The organism is Leifsonia xyli, from assembly GCA_001647635.1.
Classification (GTDB): Bacteria; Actinomycetota; Actinomycetes; order Actinomycetales; family Microbacteriaceae; genus Leifsonia; species Leifsonia xyli_A.
On record CP014761.1, the window covers coordinates 1,101,825 to 1,119,519 of the forward strand.

Below are 17,695 nucleotides of genomic sequence, written 5' to 3' on the forward strand. Positions count from 1 at the left end.
CCGCTACGCCGTCCGCCGCTGCAGTGTCAGCGCACCCAGGATGACGGCGGCGAGCGCGAACGCGCCGATGATGAGCAGCTGGCCGCCGACGTAGGCGGCGTCGTGCGAATCCGTCGCGACGGCGTTGAGCGCGTCGACGGCGTGGGACAGCGGCAGCCAGTCGCTGAGCTCCTTGAGGCCCGCAGGGAGCTGGTCGCGCGGGAGGAAGATCCCGCCGAGCAGGATCTGAGGGAAGACCAGCAGCGGCATGAACTGCACCACCTGGAACTCGGTGCGGGCGAACGCGCTCGCGAACAGGCCCAGCGTGCTGCCGAGCACCGCATCCACCACCGCGACCGCGACGAGCAGCCACGGGTCGCCCTTCACGTCCAGCCCGCACACCCACAGCGCGTACGCGGATGCGAGCAGCGCCTGCACGATCGCCAGCAGGCCGAACGCGAGCGTGTAGCCGAGGATGAAGTCGCCGCGGCCGACCGGCATCGACAGCAGGCGCTCCAGGGTGCCGGTGCGGCGCTCCCGCAGCGTCGTGATGGAGGTCACCAGGAACATCACGATGAACGGGAACAGCGCGAGGATGGCCGGCCCGATCGTCTGGAACACCGGGGTGTCGGTGAAGATCCACGCCACCAGGCCGATGAGCAGGCTCGGCACGACGAGCAGCAGCACGACCGTGCGCGGGTCGTGGCGGATCTGGGTGAGGACGCGGCCGGTGGTGGCGAGCGTGCGGGTCGGGTTCATCGTGCCTCCTCCTCGACGTCCGCGCCGGCGCTGTCGTCCCCCGGCAGCGCGTGGCGCGCGTGCCGGCGGCGCAGCAGGGCGAGGAACGCGCCCTCGGCGTCCGCCGCCCCGGTCTCGGCGAGCAGTTCGTCCGGTGTCGCGTCGGCGAGAACGGCCCCCTCACGCATCAGGATGAGGCGGTCGCAGCGGCTGGCCTCATCCATCACGTGGCTCGAGATGAGCAGGCTGGTGCCGGCGTCGGCGAGACGGTGGAAGAGGTCCCACAGCTCGACGCGCAGCAGCGGGTCGAGCCCGACGGTGGGCTCGTCGAGCACGAGAAGGTCGGGCGAGCCGAGCAGCGCGGCGGCCAGGGAGACACGGCTGCGCTGGCCGCCGGAGAGCGACGAGACCAGGCGGCCCGCGTGGTCGGAGAGGTCGGTCGCCTCGATCGCCCGCTCGACGTCGGCGCGCCCCGCGCCGAGCACGCGGCGGAAGTAGTCCAGGTTCTGTCGGATGGTGAGGTCGTCGTACACGCTCGCCGCCTGGGTGACGTACCCGACGCGGTGCCGGAGCGCGGCGGACCCGGCCGGCTGGCCGAGCACCGAGACGGTGCCCGACTTGACCTTCTGTACGCCCACGATGGCGCGCATGAGCGTCGTCTTGCCGCAGCCGCTCGGACCGAGCAGCCCGACCACCTGGCCGCGCGGGATGTGGAGGTCGAGGCCGTGCAGCACGTCCGTCCGGCCGCGGCGCACCCGGAGGGCCTCGATCGCGACGGCGGGCTCCGCCGTATCCGGCGAATTCATCATGTGCTGAATTATTCGCCTGGCGGAGCGGACGCGTCAAGAGGTGGAGGCCGCCGTGTCCCCAAGCAGATGCGCCTGCACGACCGGTCCGACCCGTCGCACCAGCTCCTCCGCCGGGGCGCTCGCGATCGGCTCGATCCGCAGGCCGTAGCGGATCATCATCAACCCCACCAGCTGGGAGGCGGCGAGCTCGGCGCGCAGCTCCGCGTCGGGCGCGTCGTTCAGCGCTGCGAGCTTGGACAGCACCTCGCGGGTCAGGAACTCGCGCACCATCCGGGTGCCCGGTCCACCGCCGAGAACCGTGCGGAGGATGACGACCATGCGACGCGAGGCCTTCTCGTCGTCCAGCCGCTCCAGCAGGTAGCGCACCAGTGCCTCCCCCACCCGGTCGCGGGGGCCCGCCAGCACGACCTCCAGCACCCGGTCGGGCCGCAACGGCGCCTCGAGGGTCGCGGTGAACAAGTCCGGCTTGCCGTCGAAGTAGTGGTGGACGAGGGCGGAGTCCACGCCCGCGCGCCGGGCGACCGCGCGCAGCGACGCCGCCTCGTAGCCGCGCTCGGCGAACTCGTCCGCCGCCGCCTTGAGGATCGCCGAGCGCGTCGATGCCTCTCCGCGCTCCTTGCGCGGGCGGCCGGGACGTCGGCGTTCGGCGAGTTCGCTCACCCCGCCATTGTGCACCCGTGCGCCCGCTGTCCGTCTCTGAGGCGGTTGCTTCGAGTGTGATGGGAACGCGGTGGGCGCGGACTCCCCCGAAGCTAGGATGTGAACCGCGCATCCACTCGACCCGGCGCCTGGCACACAAGGAGTTCTACGCACATGGAATGGCTGATTCCGGTCATCATCGTCGTCGTGATCGTGGCGATCATCGGGATCTACCTGTGGGCCACCTACAACTCGCTGGTGACACTGAAGGTGCGCGTCGACGAGGCGTGGAGCGACATCACGGTGCAGCTGAAGCGGCGCGCCGACCTCATCCCGAACCTCATCGAGACGGTGAAGGGCTACGCCGCGCACGAGCGCGGGGTCTTCGAGTCCGTCACCAAGGCGCGCGCCGAGACGCTGTCCGCGCAGACGCCCGGTGAGGCGTCCGTGGCCGAGGGCCACATGCAGACGGCGCTGAAGAGCATCTTCGCGGTGGCCGAGGCGTACCCGCAGCTGCAGGCGAGCCAGAACTTCCTGCGTCTGCAGGCCGACCTGGTCGACACCGAGGACAAGATCCAGGCGTCGCGCCGGTTCTATAACGGCGGCGTCCGCGAGTTCAACACGAAGATCAAGGTGTTCCCGAACAACCTCTTCGCCCGCCGGCTGGGCTTCACCGAGCGCGAGTTCTTCGAGGTCGACAACCTCGCCGCGATCGCCGAGCCCCCGCGCGTCCAGTTCTAGGGCCTAGATGTATCGGGCTATCGCCAGGAACAAGCGCAACACCGTCTTCATCATCCTGCTGTTCCTGATCATCATCGGCGCGCTCGGATGGCTGGCGGCGTACATCTACCAGAGCTACACGATCCTCGTCGTCGTGCTCGTCGGCGCGATCCTCTACGCGCTGTTCCAGTACTTCCTGGCGAGCAGCCAGGCTCTGAGCATGTCGGGCGCGATCCCCATCCAGAAGGCGGACAACCCGCGGCTGTGGAACATCGTCGAGAACCTGTCGATCACCACGGGGACACCCATGCCGGCCGTCTACATCGTGAACGACCCGGCGCCGAACGCCTTCGCGACCGGCCGTGACCCGCAGCACGCGTCCGTCGCCGCCACCACCGGACTGCTCGACATCATGACGGACGCCGAGCTCGAGGGCGTCATGGCGCACGAGCTCGGGCACGTGCGCAACTACGACATCCGGCTCGGGATGATCGTGTTCGGCCTGACCGTCGCCATCGGCTTCATCGCCGACATCTTCCTCCGGATGGCGTTCTTCGGCGGCAACCGGAACAACAACAACGGCGGCGGCAACCCGGTCGTCCTGGTGTTCGGGCTGGTCGCAGCGATCGTCGCGCCCCTGGTGGCGACGCTCGTGCAGCTCGCGGTCTCTCGCCAGCGCGAGTACCTGGCGGATGCGACCGGCGCGATGACGACGCGGCACCCGGATGCTCTGGCCAGCGCGCTCCTGAAGCTCGAGGCCTACGGGCGTCCGATGCGGAAGCAGAACACGTCGATGGCGCACCTCTGGATCAACGACCCGCTGAAGCCGGGCCTCATGGCGCGCCTGTTCTCCACCCACCCGCCGATCCCCCAGCGCGTCGAGCGCCTGGAGGAGATGGGCGGCAGCTTCTAGCCGATGGCTAGGGGCCGAGGACGCGGCGGAGGTACGCGTTCTCGAACCGGCGCTCCGGGTCGAGGCGGTCGCGCACGGCGACGAAGTCGTCGAAGCGCGGATACAGCGACCGGAAGTCGTCCGCATCCCGGGTGTGGAGCTTGCCCCAGTGCGGGCGGCCCTCGTGCGCGACCATGATCTCCTCGACCGCGTGGAAGTACTCGCGGTGGTTCTCGCGGAAGTACCGGTGCACGGCGATGTAGCCGCTCTCGCGCTGGTACGCCGTCGACAGCCAGTTGTCGTCGGCGGCCGCGCTGCGCACCTCGATCGGGAAGGAGATGCGCCAGCCCCGCCGCTCGATCAGCGCCTTCACCTCGGCGAGCGCTCCCGGCACGGCCTCCCGCGGTAGGGCGTACTCCATCTCACGGAAACGCACGCCGCGGTTGGTGACGTACACGCTGGGTGCGTGGTCGGTGAAGTCGCGGTTGCCGGTCATCCGCTGGGCGAGCCGGCTGAACGGCGGGATGATCGCCGGCGCCACGGTCCCGACCGCGCAGACGCCGCGGTAGACGCCGTTGGCGAGCAGCTCGTCGTCCACCCAGCGCCCCACGCGCGACAGCGGCGCGCGCTCGGCGGTCAGCGGCAGCCGGGTGTTGGTCTTGGTGAGAGCCGTCTCGGTATGGGGGAACCAGTAGAACTCGAAGTGATCCTCCTCCGCCGACCGCGTCAGGTAGGAGTCGAGGGCCTCCTGCAGCGGCTCCGGGCGCTCGACCGCCTGCAGCAGGTAGGCGGGCACGCACTGAAGGGTCACCTCCACGATCACGCCGAGCGCCCCGAGACCCAGGCGGGCGGCGGGGAGCAGGTCGGCGTTCTGCGTCTCGTCGATGCGCAGCAGCTCGCCGTCGCCGGTCACGAGGGTCACGCCGACGATCTGCGTGGCGAGGCCGCCGAACGAGCCGCCGGTGCCGTGCGTGCCGGTGGAGGTGGCGCCGGCGATCGTCTGCCGGTCGATGTCGCCCATGTTCTCCAGCGCCAGCCCGTGCGGGCCGAGCAGCCGGGGCAGCTGGTGGAGGTGCGTCCCGGCCGCGAGCGTGACGCGCCCGCGCTCGAGGTCCACGTCCACGATCCCGGTGAGGTCCTCGAGGTCGAGCTGCACGCCGGGCGCGACGGCGATGCCGGTGAAGCTGTGCCCGGCGCCGACCGGCTTGATGCGCATCCCCTTGCGGGCCGCGGCCTGCACCGCGCGCTGCACCGCCTCCGGCGTCGCCGGGCGCTCGACGCGCTGCGGCCGCACCGCCTCGGTCCGCGCCCAGTTGCGCCAGAGACCGCCCGCCGCCGTCACAGGAAAACCTTTCCGTCGCCGCGGTAGGTCGGCGCCTCCCCGACGACTCGAGCGCGCCCGTCGACGGTGTCGACCAGGTGGAAGCCGTCGAGGTGCTCGCTCAGCTCGCCGGACTTGGTGTGCCGCAGCCAGACGCGGTCGCCGATCCGCATCACCCCGGCCGCCGCGCCGGTCAGCGGGCTCTGCACCTCGCCCGCCATCTCGCGGGCCACCATCGACAGGCCGGTCGGCCACTCCACCTTCGGGAGGCGGTCGGGCCCGGGCGGACCCGACGCGATCCAGCCGCCGCCGAGCAGCACGGCCGTCTCGGGATTCGGCCGCCGCACCACGGAAAGGGCGAAGGAGGCGGCCGGTGCGGGACGGAACGACCGATAGGTGTCGAACAGGTGACCGCCGAACAGCCCGCTGCCCGCCGCGATCTCGGTGACCGACGGGTCGGAGGCGGTGAACTCCAGCGAGCCCGTCCCGCCGCCGTTGACGAACTCCAGGTCGGCCACGCCGCGGACGGCCGCGACGGCCTCGCCGCGCCGGGACAGCAGCTCCTCGCGCGAGTTCTTCTGCATCCAGCGCAGCGTGGCGCCCCAGGCGGGCTTGCCGGGCGGGTTGTCGCCCTGGCCGGCGATCTGCGCCTCGTAGCCCATCATCCCGACCAGCGCGAAGCCCGGCCGGCGCGCGATCGTCTCGGCGAGCTCCCGCGCGGCGGACACCGAGTGCACCGGCGACCGGAACACGCCGACATGCCCGAGCACCGGGGCGAGCCACGAGGAGTCGAGCTCCAGGCAGAGCCGGATCGTCTCGCGCTCGGCGGCCGGCACCACCGCGTCGATGAAGTTCAGGTGCGCGACGGAGTCGACCATCAGCGTCACCCGCGCAGCGAGCTCCGGCGAGGCGGCGAGCCGGCGGATCGCGGCGCGGTCGGCGGTCGGATAGCCGACCACGACGTCCTCGATCGGCGGATGCTCCGCGTCGCCCTCCGCCAGCCACAGCGCCTCGGGCAGCGTGTAGGCGAGCACGCCGGCATACCCCGGGAGGGCGAGCACCGCATCCAGCACCGACCGCACCCGGACCGACTTGGACGCGACCCGGATCGGCTTCGGCTGCTGACCGGTCCCCCGCGCGCCGCCCGGCGGAGCATGTCGTGGGCGTTGTGCCGCAGCGCCGGCAGGTGCAGCACGCCGAGCGGAGGGTCGAGCCGCGCGGTCGCCGCCGACAGCGACGGCCAGAAGGCCTCCGGGGTCGTCCAGGTCCGCTCCGCGGCGACGGGGGGCGTGGAGAGGTCGAGGTCGGTCACTAGCGCACCGCTTTCACTCGGGCGACCGCGAGCGCACCCGCGAACGCGAACAGGGCGGAGAGGACGAACAGCCCGGCGAAGCCGCCGAGCGCCGCGACGATCATCGCGCCGAACAGCGGGGCGACCGCCTGCGGCACGGCGAGCGCGATGTTCATGATCCCCAGGTCTTTGCCGCGGGTCTCCGGGTCGGGCAGCACCTGCGTGGCGAGGGCCTGATCCACGCTGAGGAAGCAGCCGTAGCCGAGCCCCAGCAGCGCCGCCGCGACGAAGGCGACCGACAGGTCCGGCACGAACGCGAGCAGCAGCGCCGCGACCCCCTGCACGGCCGACGACGCCCAGACGAACGCCTTGCGGCGGCCGAGCCGGTCCGAGAGCCGGCCGAGCACGAGGGACGCCACGATCACGAACACCATGTAGATGAGGATGAGGACGAGCAGGTCGTCGTCGGCGTGCGGATCGCGCAGCCCGAACTCCAGGAAGTAGAGCAGCAGCGACGTCCCGAACGCGTTGCCGAAGTTGACCAGCACCCGGCTGAGCAGCGTCCAGCCGAAGTCGGGATGGGCGCGCGGGCTGATCCACAGTCCCTCGATCACCCCGCGCACCGTCATCGGCTCGCGCAGCTCGCGCGGGAGCACGGCATCCGGCAGCAGGAGGAACGGCAGCACCAGCAGCAGCAGGAGCACGGCCATTGCGGCGTACCCGACGACCGCGCCGACGAAGGCGTAGGTGACGAGCGCGACGCCCAGGATGATGCCGATCGCCTGCGGCGCACTAATCCAGCCGCTGACGTAGCCGCGCTGGTCGACCGGCACCTGGTCACTGATCGTCGCGGTGAGGGCGGCGGTCAGGATGCAGAAACCGGTGAGCGCGAGCGACCAGAACACGCCCATCCCGACGATCGAGGTCTGCAGCCCCAGGAGCACGAGGGAGGCCGCGAAGACCAGCGCGCCGGCGGCGATCCACGGGCGGCGGCGGCCGAAGCGGCTCGTGGTGCGGTCGGAGAGCGCGCCGGTGAGTGGGTAGGCGATGATCGCACAGACGCCGGAGATCCCGGAGATCACGCCGAACGCGATGACGTTCTCCACCCAGTCGGTCGTGTGCAGCTGCGCCTGCACCTGGTCGGGCAGCAGCTTCTGGATAGGCGCGAGCTGCGCCATCCACACCCCGAGCCAGGCGACGGCGAAGGCGGCGATCCAGCGGCCGGGGACCTTGCGGACCGGTTCGGCGAAGACGGCCGGGGTCGTGGTATGCGTCATCGGGATCCTGCCTTCCGGGCGAGGGCGCGGGCTGGGGCGGGGGTCGTGAGGGCTGCCAGGGCGTCGGCGGCGACGTCCATGGTCGCGGCCGCGGCGGCGTCGTCGCGGGTGACCAGCCAGCCGACCGTGAGGCCGTCGGTGAACGCGATCAGGATGCGGGCGACCTCGTCGAGCGGCCGTGTCCACGTGCTCCCGGTCAGCCGCGCGGCCTCGGCGGCGGCGTGCGCTGCGAGCTCGTGGTAGCGGTCGTACTGCCGGCGGGCGAGCGGTTCGAAGCCGGGCTCGCGGAGCGCCCACTGGGTCAGCTCGAGCATGGCCTTCTCGCGGTCGGGGTCGGCGCGGACGCCGTCGAAGTAGTGCTGCAGGCCGGAACGGAGCACGTCACGCATGCCGACCGCCTGCTCGTCCGCGACCGCGGACAGCACCGGGTCGAGGTCGCGCTGCTCCCCCGCGACCGCGGCCTCGATCAGTTCGGCCATCAGCTCGTCGCGCGAAGCGAAGACGTAGTGGAAGCTCGCCAGCGGCATCCCGGCCTCCGCCACGATGCGCCGGGTGGTCGCCGCGGCGACCCCGTCGCGCGCCACCACGCGGAGCGCGGCCTGCACCAGCGCCGTGCGCCGGTCTGCCACCGGGATGCGCGTCATCCGGTCTCCTCGGGGGTCCGCCGCGCTCCATCGCACGGGGAGGAAAGTGGGACAGTTGACCCAGATCACAGTATGCCGTAAATGGCGGCGATTCGTTTGACACCGGAGGCCGCTACCCCCTGGAATGGGGTGGAATGCGGGGATTTCTGAGCGACGTGTCACCACCAGTCCGGCCACGGGGGTCGATCGGACTGGTGTCTTTCGCGTCCGTCGCCGCCCTGGTCGCCCTGCTCTTCAGCGCCATCGGCCTGATCGGGGACGCGCCGCCCGCCTCGGCCGCCCCCGCCGCAGCATCCAGCACCGCAGCGTCCCGCATCGCAGCATCCAGCACCGCCACCACAGCCTCCAGCTCGCCGGAACCGTTCGCACCGTCGCCCTCCGCCCCGGCCGACACCGCGCCGCCGTCGAGCACCCCGTCTCCTCCGCCGACACCGGAGCCGGTCACCCTCGACCCGCTGCCGAGCGGCGTCGTCACTGTCTTCCCGCTCACCGTCTCTGGCACCGGCACGCCCGGCGACGCCGTCGCGGTCTCGGCCGGGTCCACGCCCGGCAGCGCCGAGACCTGTCGGGCGAGCGTCGGGGACGACGGGCGCTGGTCGTGCGGTCTCGCCTCGCTTCCGGACGGGCCCGGCGTCGCCGTGCGTGCCGAAGCCCAGACGGGGAGCGCCGCGAGCGACCGCGTCATGGTGCTGCACCCTCCCGTCATCGCCGGCGACGGCACGGTCCCCACCACGGGCGCGGTCCGCGGCACGGCGTATCCGGGCGCCCGCGTGACCGTGCGGGCCGACACCGGCGCGACCTGCACCTTCCCCGCCGACTCGAGCGGGGCGTGGGGATGCGTCCTCGGCGGCGATCTGAGCGACGGACACCACACGGTCACCGCGACGCAGGTCGCCGACTTCTCGTCGCAGCGCTCGGCGTCGAGCGGCCGGGTCGTGCTGAACGTCGACCGGACCGCACCCCCTCCGCCGGCCATCACCCCGCCGACCGGCGCCATCGCCCCGGGCGCCCCGATCGCGTTCACCGGCAGCGGGGAGTCCGGCGCGCACGTCACGCTCTACGCATCCACCGGCCAGGGAACGGTCGTGCTCTGCACCGCGGATGTCGCCGCGGGCGCCTGGAGCTGCCAGGGAGCGCTCCCGGCCGGCTCCTACACCGTCTCGGCGCTGCAGCGGGACGCCGCGGGCAACGTCAGCGGGGGCAGCAACTCGGTCTCGATCACCGTGGCGGGCTCCACGTCGACCCCGTCGCCGTCGCGCACCCCGTCGCCGACGCCGACGCCCGCCGCGCCCGCTCCCGTCGCCCCCGGCGCTACACCGCCGAGCGCCACCGGACCGTCCGACCACGGCTCCGTCCAGGCCCCGTTCACGACCGCGTCGGCCCCGGTCGTCTCGGCCGACGCATTGCCCGGGTGGATGCGCTCGGCCGGCCTCGCGATCGCCGCGCTGCTCCTGCTCGTGCTCCCGGCCCGTCTGCTCACCGCCGCGCTCGCCCGCAGCCGCCGCGAGCGCGGGCGACGCGGGACGCGGGGGTCGGTGTTCGGCCGCAATCGCCCGCGCGCCGACGTGTCGGACGCGTCGGCACTGTTCGGCCGCGGGAGCGCCCGAGCCGCGGAGCGCGCGGCCGCCACGTCCGGCGGTCCCGGGTCCGCGTCCGCGTCCGCGCCTGCCGGCGTCTCCGGCTGGGCGACCGCCGCGGTCGGTGCGGCCACCGTGCTGCTCGTGATGCTGTCCGCTCCCGTGACGGAGGCGGGCGCCTACCCCGGCGTCCTGCTCGCCATCGCTCTCGCGGTCGCGGCCGTCAACATCGTGTGGGTGGTCACCGGGCGCGGTCTCGCCATGCACCTCGGCCTCGCGGCTCCACGGCTCGTCCTGCGGCCGGGCATGCTGATCGTGGTGGCGGTCGCCGCGCTGGGCTCCCGCTTCCTCGGCCTCTCCCCCGCCCTGCTGTTCGCCCTCGTCCTGGGGCTCTCCGTCGGACCGCACGCCGGCCGGGTGCGCCGCGGGCGGATCTCCGCGCTGCAGGTGTCCGCCGTCGCCGCGCTCGGCGTGCTCGCGTGGCTCGCCGTCGGCGTGCTTCCGGCGGCGACGAACGGCTTCACCGCCTTTCTGGCCGAATTCGTCAACGTGCTCGCCGTCGCCGCCATCGGCTCCGCGGCCGTGATGCTGCTGCCGATCGGCGGGCTGGCAGGGCGATCGATCGCGCAGTGGTCGCGCTGGCTCTGGGGCGGGCTGAGCCTGGTCGTGTACACCGTGCTGTTCGCGCTGCTGCTGCCGGTCGCCTCCCTCGTCGAGCACGGCGTCGGCGTCATCGTGATCGTCGGCGTGGCGGTCGGCTTCGCCGCAGCGAGCGTGGCCTTCTGGCTCTGGGAGCGCTACGTCGTCCCCGCGCTCGACCGCACCACTCCCTAGTCGGCTGTCACGCCGTCCACGTAGAACCAGTCGCCGTTCTCGCGGACGAACCGGGACACCTCGTGGAGGCTGCCGCGCTCACTCCCCTTGTAGTACGCGGCGAAGGCGACCACGCCGTCGACATCGAAGGGCCCGCCGCGCTCGGTGCGCTCGATGTCCAGCCGGTACCAGCGCAGGCCGTCGTCGAGCTCCAGCGTCGAGGGCCGCGTGGACGGATGCCAGCTGCGCAGCAGGTAGTCCGCGTCACCGAGGGCGAAGCCGCTGAAGCGCGACCGCATGAGCCGCTCGGCGGTCGGCGCCGACGCTCCGGCGTGGAGGGGGCCGCAGCACGCGTCGTAGGTCTCGCCGCTGAGGCAGGGGCACCGGGTGGTCACCCTCCGAGCCTAATCGCGGCGGAGAGAAGGCCCGGTCGGCGGCCGCGTCGGGGGGATCTCGGTCGCCGGCCGGGCCGGGGACACCTCACCAGAAAGGGTGTCGCGACCAGTGTGCGGCAGCAGTTCGGGAATCGTCTCAGGATGGGCTGAGGGCTTTCGCAGAACCCGCCCGTCTACTGCTGCGCGGCCTGCTCGCCCGCCTCGACGACGCAGAACCGGTTGCCGTCCGGATCGGCGAGGACGACGTAATCCGCACCCTCCTCGTAGTCCCAGTCGACCTCGGACGCGCCCAGCCCCCGCAACCGCTCGACCTCCGCCGCCTGGTCGGAGGCGTACAGGTCGAGGTGGTGCCGCGGGCTCGGGTTCGCCTCGCTGCCCACCAGCTTCAGGGCCAGCTGCAGGCCCTGCCCGTCGGCGGGTTCCAGCAGCGCCCAGTCGACGTCGGGCTCGTGCCGCGGCCGGTAGCCGAGGACGGCGGTCCAGAAGGCGACGGCGCGCGGGATGTCGCGGACGCCCCAGACGACGGATCCGATCCTGATCATGCCCACCACCTTCGGCCTGTCCGCTCTCCGTCGCAACCGTCGCGACGGTGTAGCGTTGACGACATGGAAGGTCTGCTCATCGGATTCATCTGGCTCGTCGTCATCGTCGGCGGCGGCATCGCCCTCGCGGCCATCGTCCAGATGATCAAGTCGCCCTTCCGCAACCGCTAGACGCCCGTCCGCCTCCGGCCGGTGAGCCGTCGGCCCGGCCCCCATAGCCCAATCGGTAGAGGCAGGCGACTTAAACTCGCCCGAGTGTGGGTTCGAGTCCCACTGGGGGTACTGCGGGCCCGCCCCGCACGATTTGTGCTGAATCGTCGTTTTGGCCGCTCCAAAACCGAGATTTGGCACAAATCTCCGCGGTCTGCCGTGACGTGCAGAAGGCCCGGTCCCATGTGGGACCGGGCCTTCATGCATGCAGAGGCGTTACTTCGCGGTGACCTCGGCGGGCTCCTTCGCGGGAGCCACCTTGTCGGCGGCCTTCTTGCGGGCCGGGGCCTTCTTCGCGGGCTCCTCCGGAGCCGCCTCGACGGCGGGCTTCGGGCGGGCGGCGAACTCCTCGAACCCGGCGCGCGGGTGCTGGACGGCCTGCAGCGACACGATGTCGCGGCCGAGCCACAGGTTGTTCCACCAGCCCCACAGCACGCGCCACTTGCGCTCCCACGTCGGCATGGCCAAACCGTGGTAGCCGCGGTGGGCGGCCCAGCCGAAGAAGCCCTTGACGGCGATCTTGCCGGACTGCAGCACGCCGATGCCGACGCCGAGGCCGGCGACCGCGCCGAGGCTCTTGTGGTAGTACTGGCGCGGCAGCTCGCCGCGCAGCGTGGCGATGATGTTCTTCGCCATCAGCTTGCCCTGGCGGACAGCGTGCTGAGCGTTGGGCACGCAATAGCCGCCGACGCCCGCGCCGGTCAGGTCGGGGACGGCCGAGACGTCACCGGCGCCCCAGGCGTCCTGGATGATCTCGTCCTCGGTTCCCACGCGGAGATCGGCGCGAACGCGCAGGCGGCCGCGCTCCTCTACGGGCAAGTCGGTGTGGCGCACGACGGTCGGGTTCGCCATGACGCCGGCGGTCCAGACGATCAGGTCGGACTCGAAGGTCTCGCCGGTCGACAGCTGGATGACGCCGTCCACCGCGCTCTGCAGCTGGGTCTCGAGGTGGATCTCCGCGCCGCGCTCGGCGAGGTTCTTGATGACCCAGTGGCTGGTCGGCAGCGAGACCTCGGGCATGATCCGGCCCATGGCCTCGATCAGGTGGAAGTGCGTGTCCTCGAACGCGATCTCCGGGTAGCGCTTCAGCAGCGCGCTGGCGAAGGAGCGCAGCTCGGCGAAGATCTCGATGCCGGCGAAGCCGCCGCCGACGACCACGACGGTGAGGAGGCGGTCGCGCTCGGGCCCCGGCGGGAGACCGGCGGCCTTGTCGAAGTTCGTGAGGAGCGTGTCGCGGATGTACACGGCCTCCTCGATGTTCTTGAGGCCGACGGCCTGGTCGGCGACGCCCGGGATCGGGAACGTGCGCGACACGGCGCCCGCGGTGACCACCACGATGTCGTACTCGAACTCGTACGCCTCGCCCACGGGCGGCTGGATGGTCGCCACCTTGCGCGCGTGGTCGACGTAGGTGACCTTCGCGGTGATGATGTTGGTCGTCTTGAGGTGACGGCGGTGCGCGACCACCGCGTGACGCGGCTCGATGGAGCCGGCCGCGACCTCGGGGAGGAACGGCTGGTACGTCATGTAGGGCAGCGGGTCGACCATGGTGACCTCGGCCTCGCCCGGGCGGAGCTGCTTCTCGAGCTTCCACGCGGTGTAGAAGCCGGCGTATCCGCCGCCGACGATCAGGATTTTGGGCACAGTGATGCGTCTCCTCAACACGAAAAGTTTGGGCCTACATTACTCCTTGCTGCGCATCCGCCTGAAATGCGACGACACACCCACGCCGCCGAGGGCGACGAGGACGAGGAAGCCGGCGATCAGGGCGAACGGGAGCCAGAAAGCGGTGAGGACGCTCCATTGCGGCCAGAACATCTGCGTCCATGGTAGCGCGCGTTCGGGGGTCAGCTTGGCCGGGACGGGGGCGGCCTGTGCGTTTCCGTCCGCCGACGGCGGCGCGGTGGCGCTGGGCGACTGCGCACGCCGGTGGATGCGGACCCAGTCGGCGAGGTCGCCCATCGGGTTGGCGGTCACATGGGGGACGTCCGTGCTGACCGCGGCCGCCGCATCCAGCAGCCCGTACCCGTAGATCGGGCTGGGGACGGCGCCGCCCGCGGGCTTGGCGGTGCGGATGACGCGCTCGATCACATCCGGCGCCTTCAGTTCCGGATGCGCGGCGCGGACCAGTGCGACTGCTCCCGCGACCAGGGGCGCAGCACCGCTGGTGCCCGCCCACTGCACGTACCCCCGCCCGGGTTCGCTCCGACGAGCTGCTCGCTGGGCGCGGAGACGCCGATCGTGATGCCCTGCGCCGAGGCGTCGAAGCTGGCCTTCCCGGCACGGTCGACACCGGCGACGGTCAGCACCCCGGGGATGGTCGCGGGCGCCCCCACCTCGGTGGTACCGCTCCCGCGATTGCCCGCCGCCGCCACGATGACGACGTCGTGGTCGAACGCGTACTGGAACGCCTCGTCCCAGCTGGTCGGCCAGTCCAGGGTGTTGCGCGTCAGCGACATGTTGATGACCGAGGCGCCGTTGTCCACCGCCCAGCGCACGGCCTCGGCTATCTGCGCGTCGCTCCCGACCGGTCCCATCGCCTTGCCGAGGGCGACCGAGACCGGCAGGATGCTGGCCTCGGGAGCCGCGCCGAGCACGCCGTCGCCGGGCCCGGTCCCCCGCCCGGCGAGCAGCGAGGCGACCCAGGTCCCGTGGTTCGCGCTCTCGGCGTCGCCGAGCGGCTTCTGCCCGTTCGCGGCTCCCACGCCCGACACGTCGGTGCCGCCCGCGATGGCGCCGGCGAGGTCGGGGACGGAGCCGTCCACGCCGGTGTCGATGACGGCGACCTTCACGCCGGCGCCGCGGGTGGTGTTCCAGGCCTGCGTGAAGCCGTAGTCGTTGAGCCAGTACTCCAGGTCGCGGACCTGGTCGGCGCGGGCGGCGGTCGCGGGGACGATCGCCGCCGCGACGGCGAGGGCGGCGGCCGCCGCGGTCGCGACGAGTCGTCGCGCCCGGCCGGACACCGATCCCCGGTCACTGCTCCCCCTAGCCGGCGACGTCGATGCGGCACTCGCACACCGTCGGCGACCAGTCGCCGCGGGCGAGCGCGAGGTCGCCGATCGGGTTGACGCCCGGTCCGGCCGCCAGCGCATGCGCGGCCAGCGCGTGCAGGCACTTCACGCGGGACGGCATCCCGCCTGCGGAGATGCCGGCGATCTCCTCGACGACGGCGATGGATTCGCGGTCGGCGAGGTACTGCTCGTGGGCGGCGGCGTACTGCACGCGCACCTCCTCGTCGTCGGCGAGGAGGTCGTTGTACTCGGTCATCACCTGGGTCGCCTCGAGGGCCGACATCGCTGCCGTGGCCGCCGGGTGGGTCAGGTAGTAGAAGGTCGGGAACGGCGTGCCGTCGTCGAGGCGCGGCGCGGTGGAGACGACCGTCGGACGGCCGCACACGCAGCGCGCGGCGATGCCGACGACGTTGCGCGCCGGGCGGCCGAGCTGCTCGGAGACGACGGCGATGTCCTCGTCGGTGACGGGAGCGAAGGGGGTCTGGTCATGCGGGTTCTACTTCTTCGGTGCGGGAGTCGGGGTCGGCGTGGGCGCGGGCGTGGAGCCGCCGCCGAGCTGCTGCGGGGTGGCGTCGGTGAGGCCTGCGCCCATGAACGAGCCGAACAGCGAGCCCACCCAGTCGGTCTGCGTCTTCTGAAGTTTGGAGCTGACCGGCGTGCTGTCCTGCTTGGCGGCAGGCGGGCGGTCGTCGATCACCAGGTAGCTGGTCTCACCCGGCATGACGTAGTAGAGCCGGTCGCGGGCCTGGGCGCGGAGGTAGCTCGGGTCGTTCCAGCGGGCCCGCTGGTCCTTGAGCGTGTCGACCTGAGCGGCCAGCTGGTCGACCGCGCGCTGCTGGTCGGCGATCTCCTGCCGTTGGGACAAGAACGCCTGCACGGTCGGTGCGAGGACGACGACGGCGAGCACGAGCACGCCCATCATCACGAGCGAGAACGCCGAGAAGTGGAGCTGACGGAGCCAGCTTCCGGTACCGCTCGGGCGCGACATGCGCACCGGGACGCGACGCGTGCGCGGCTTCGGCATCGGCCCTCCCGGTTCGCTGTTACGGAGCCGGTCGGCCCCTTCTCATCGTAGGCGATGCGGGTGGGGGCGCCGGTGGCGCGCCGGGGTGTCGGGATGCGCTCAGCCGCCGCCCAGGACGGCGATCAGCCGCACGACGCCGACGGCCGCCAGCACGCCGCCGCCGAGCGCGAAGACGGCGCCCAGCGCGCGGGCGTCGCGCGGGCGGAACGGCCGGCGCGCATCCTCGTCGGCGAAGAACGCCGCCGCGCGCCCCGGGCGCACCATCAGGACGACCCCGAGCGCCGCGAACAGTACCGCCAGCGCGAGGAACAGCGCCAGCGGCGCCGCCTCCGTCTCGACGCGCACCATCCCCCATTCTGCCGCGCGTCCATCGCCGACCGAAGGGCAGGTAACTGCGGTCGACACGCCGTGTGGGTGCGCAGCTAGCTGCACTTCGGCGGGATGGATGGATGGGTGGGCGGGGCGCGGGAACGCGAACGGCCCCGGAGCGGAGCTCCGGGGCCGTTCGGCGGGTGCGTTACGCGGTGAAGCGCGGGAAGGCGCTGCGGCCGGCGTAGACGGCGGCGTCGCCCAGCTCCTCCTCGATGCGGAGCAGCTGGTTGTACTTGGCGACGCGCTCCGAGCGGGCCGGGGCGCCCGTCTTGATCTGGCCGGCGTTGGTGGCGACGGCGAGGTCGGCGATCGTCGTGTCCTCGGTCTCGCCGGAGCGGTGCGAGAGCACGGCGGTCATGCCGCTGCGCTGCGCGAGCGACACGGCGTCGAGCGTCTCGGTGAGGGTGCCGATCTGATTGACCTTGACCAGGATGCTGTTGCCGGCGTGCTTCGCGATGCCCTCGGCGAGGCGCTTCGGGTTGGTGACGAACAGGTCGTCGCCGACGAGCTGCAGCTTGGTGCCGAGCTCGGCGGTGAGGTGCGCCCAGCCGTCCCAGTCGTCCTCGGCCAGCGGGTCCTCGATGGAGACCAGCGGGTAGTTGGCGGCGAGCTCCAGGTAGTAGGCGCTCATCTGCTCGGAGGTGCGGTCCTGGCCCTCGAAGCGGTAGACGCCGTTCTCGAAGAACTCGGTGGAGGCGACGTCGAGGCCGAGCGCGATGTCGCGGCCGACGGTGAAGCCGGCCTTCTCGATCGCCTCGGAGATCAGGTCGAGCGCCGCGCGGTTGTGCTCGAGCTCCGGCGCGAAGCCGCCCTCGTCGCCGAGGCCGGTGTTGAGGCCCTTCGACTTCAGCAGCGACTTGAGCGAGTGGTAGGTCTCGACGCCCCAGCGGAGGCCCTCGGAGTAGGTCTCGGCGCCGAGCGGCAGGACCATGAACTCCTGGATGTCGACGCCGGTGTCGGCGTGCGCGCCGCCGTTGATGATGTTCATCATCGGCACGGGGAGGATGTGCGCGTTCGGTCCGCCGATGTAGCGGAACAGCGGCAGGTCGGCCGAGTCGGCCGCTGCCTTGGCGACCGCGAGGCTGACGCCGAGGATGGCGTTGGCGCCGACGCGCTTCTTGTTGTCGGTGCCGTCGAGGTCGATGAGGGCTTCGTCGACGAGGCGCTGGTCGGAGGCCTCGAAGCCCTCGATCGCGGGTCCGAGCTCGTCGAGCACAGCGTCGACGGCCTTGAGGACGCCCTTGCCGAGGTAGCGCTCCTTGTCGCCGTCGCGAAGCTCGTAGGCCTCGAACGCGCCGGTGGACGCACCGGACGGGACCGCGGCGCGGCTGACCGTGCCGTCCTCGAGGAGCACCTCGACCTCGACGGTCGGGTTACCGCGCGAGTCCAAGATCTCGCGAGCGCCTACAGCTTCGATTGCAGCCACAACTGTCTCCTTGCG

At 72.0% G+C, this 17,695-nt stretch carries 15 protein-coding genes, 1 tRNA gene and 3 pseudogenes; 4 read left to right on the forward strand and 15 right to left on the reverse strand.

Annotated elements, in window-relative coordinates:
- Positions 1-3 precede the first annotated feature (3 nt).
- The 3 genes and pseudogenes from A0130_05430 to A0130_05440 form a co-directional block, all read right to left on the reverse strand.
- A complete protein-coding gene (locus A0130_05430; protein ANF31186.1) occupies positions 4-738 on the reverse strand; it encodes an antibiotic ABC transporter permease in 735 nt (244 codons plus the stop codon).
- Positions 735-1,523: a multidrug ABC transporter ATP-binding protein gene (locus A0130_05435; protein ANF33310.1), complete on the reverse strand. Its 789-nt coding sequence runs from the start codon at positions 1,521-1,523 to the stop codon at positions 735-737. The genes A0130_05430 and A0130_05435 overlap by 4 nt, the downstream gene beginning before the upstream one ends.
- Positions 1,524-1,534: 11 nt before the next feature.
- A pseudogene (locus A0130_05440) lies at positions 1,535-2,111 on the reverse strand (hypothetical protein).
- A gap of 228 nt (positions 2,112-2,339) precedes the next feature.
- Here A0130_05440 and A0130_05445 point away from each other — a divergent pair.
- A complete protein-coding gene (locus A0130_05445; protein ANF31187.1) occupies positions 2,340-2,906 on the forward strand; it encodes a hypothetical protein in 567 nt (188 codons plus the stop codon).
- A 7-nt stretch (positions 2,907-2,913) separates the two neighbouring features.
- The gene (locus A0130_05450; protein ANF31188.1) at positions 2,914-3,798 is read left to right on the forward strand and encodes a protease; all 885 of its coding nucleotides are present in this window, start codon (positions 2,914-2,916) and stop codon (positions 3,796-3,798) included.
- Between the two features lie 7 nt (positions 3,799-3,805).
- Here A0130_05450 and A0130_05455 read toward each other — a convergent pair whose 3' ends face one another.
- The 4 genes and pseudogenes from A0130_05455 to A0130_05470 all read right to left on the reverse strand — a co-directional run bounded on the left by A0130_05455 (position 3,806) and on the right by A0130_05470 (position 8,310).
- On the reverse strand, positions 3,806-5,119 hold the full coding sequence (locus tag A0130_05455; GenBank protein ANF31189.1) for an FAD-linked oxidoreductase: 1,314 nt from the start codon (positions 5,117-5,119) through the stop codon (positions 3,806-3,808).
- Positions 5,116-6,410, reverse strand: a pseudogene (locus tag A0130_05460) (alanine racemase). Before A0130_05460 ends, A0130_05455 begins: the two are co-directional and overlap by 4 nt.
- Positions 6,410-7,666, reverse strand: coding sequence for an MFS transporter (locus A0130_05465; protein ID ANF31190.1), 1,257 nt, complete (start codon positions 7,664-7,666; stop codon positions 6,410-6,412). The pseudogene A0130_05460 and the gene A0130_05465 overlap by 1 nt, the downstream one beginning before the upstream one ends.
- Positions 7,663-8,310: a hypothetical protein gene (locus A0130_05470; protein ANF31191.1), complete on the reverse strand. Its 648-nt coding sequence runs from the start codon at positions 8,308-8,310 to the stop codon at positions 7,663-7,665. Before A0130_05470 ends, A0130_05465 begins: the two co-directional genes overlap by 4 nt.
- Before the next feature lie 194 nt (positions 8,311-8,504).
- On the opposite strand from A0130_05470, the gene A0130_05475 reads away from it, so the two are divergent.
- On the forward strand, positions 8,505-10,721 hold the full coding sequence (locus tag A0130_05475) for a hypothetical protein (GenBank protein ANF31192.1): 2,217 nt from the start codon (positions 8,505-8,507) through the stop codon (positions 10,719-10,721).
- On the opposite strand, the gene A0130_05480 is transcribed toward A0130_05475, so the two are convergent.
- Both A0130_05480 and A0130_05485 read right to left on the reverse strand, forming a co-directional pair.
- On the reverse strand, positions 10,718-11,095 hold the full coding sequence (locus tag A0130_05480; protein ANF31193.1) for a zinc-binding protein: 378 nt from the start codon (positions 11,093-11,095) through the stop codon (positions 10,718-10,720). The genes A0130_05475 and A0130_05480 overlap by 4 nt on opposite strands.
- A 173-nt stretch (positions 11,096-11,268) precedes the next feature.
- Positions 11,269-11,637 (reverse strand): hypothetical protein, encoded by a 369-nt coding sequence (locus tag A0130_05485; protein ANF31194.1) that lies wholly within the window; start codon positions 11,635-11,637, stop codon positions 11,269-11,271.
- 208 nt (positions 11,638-11,845) lie between these two features.
- Between A0130_05485 and A0130_05490 the strand changes: the two genes are divergently transcribed.
- Positions 11,846-11,919: transfer RNA gene (locus A0130_05490), tRNA-Leu, on the forward strand.
- A gap of 144 nt (positions 11,920-12,063) precedes the next feature.
- Here the strand turns inward: A0130_05490 and A0130_05495 are convergent.
- The 6 genes and pseudogenes from A0130_05495 to eno all read right to left on the reverse strand — a co-directional run bounded on the left by A0130_05495 (position 12,064) and on the right by eno (position 17,680).
- The gene (locus A0130_05495) at positions 12,064-13,491 is read right to left on the reverse strand and encodes an NADH dehydrogenase (protein ID ANF31195.1); all 1,428 of its coding nucleotides are present in this window, start codon (positions 13,489-13,491) and stop codon (positions 12,064-12,066) included.
- A gap of 39 nt (positions 13,492-13,530) precedes the next feature.
- A pseudogene (locus A0130_05500) lies at positions 13,531-14,810 on the reverse strand (peptidase S8).
- Positions 14,811-14,832: 22 nt separating this feature from the next.
- On the reverse strand, positions 14,833-15,309 hold the full coding sequence (locus tag A0130_05505) for a septum formation initiator family protein (GenBank protein ANF31196.1): 477 nt from the start codon (positions 15,307-15,309) through the stop codon (positions 14,833-14,835).
- Between the two features lie 45 nt (positions 15,310-15,354).
- Positions 15,355-15,882, reverse strand: a complete 528-nt coding sequence (locus A0130_05510) for a hypothetical protein (GenBank protein ID ANF31197.1) — start codon at positions 15,880-15,882, stop codon at positions 15,355-15,357.
- A 99-nt stretch (positions 15,883-15,981) separates the two neighbouring features.
- Positions 15,982-16,230 (reverse strand): hypothetical protein, encoded by a 249-nt coding sequence (locus tag A0130_05515; protein ANF31198.1) that lies wholly within the window; start codon positions 16,228-16,230, stop codon positions 15,982-15,984.
- 169 nt (positions 16,231-16,399) lie between these two features.
- Positions 16,400-17,680 (reverse strand): phosphopyruvate hydratase, encoded by a 1,281-nt coding sequence (gene eno / locus A0130_05520; protein ANF31199.1) that lies wholly within the window; start codon positions 17,678-17,680, stop codon positions 16,400-16,402.
- Positions 17,681-17,695: the final 15 nt, after the last annotated feature.

What these genes read in the sequence shown, in the direction of transcription:
- A0130_05430 (ANF31186.1), bottom strand. Translation starts at nt 738, where the DNA reads ATGAACCCGACCCGCACGCTCGCCACCACCGGCCGCGTCCTCACCCAG.
- A0130_05435 (ANF33310.1), bottom strand. Translation starts at nt 1,523, where the DNA reads ATGAATTCGCCGGATACGGCGGAGCCCGCCGTCGCGATCGAGGCCCTC.
- A0130_05445 (ANF31187.1), top strand. Translation starts at nt 2,340, where the DNA reads ATGGAATGGCTGATTCCGGTCATCATCGTCGTCGTGATCGTGGCGATC.
- A0130_05450 (ANF31188.1), top strand. Translation starts at nt 2,914, where the DNA reads ATGTATCGGGCTATCGCCAGGAACAAGCGCAACACCGTCTTCATCATC.
- A0130_05465 (ANF31190.1), bottom strand. Translation starts at nt 7,666, where the DNA reads ATGACGCATACCACGACCCCGGCCGTCTTCGCCGAACCGGTCCGCAAG.
- A0130_05470 (ANF31191.1), bottom strand. Translation starts at nt 8,310, where the DNA reads ATGACGCGCATCCCGGTGGCAGACCGGCGCACGGCGCTGGTGCAGGCC.
- A0130_05485 (ANF31194.1), bottom strand. Translation starts at nt 11,637, where the DNA reads ATGATCAGGATCGGATCCGTCGTCTGGGGCGTCCGCGACATCCCGCGC.
- A0130_05510 (ANF31197.1), bottom strand. Translation starts at nt 15,882, where the DNA reads ATGCCGAAGCCGCGCACGCGTCGCGTCCCGGTGCGCATGTCGCGCCCG.
- A0130_05515 (ANF31198.1), bottom strand. Translation starts at nt 16,230, where the DNA reads ATGGTGCGCGTCGAGACGGAGGCGGCGCCGCTGGCGCTGTTCCTCGCG.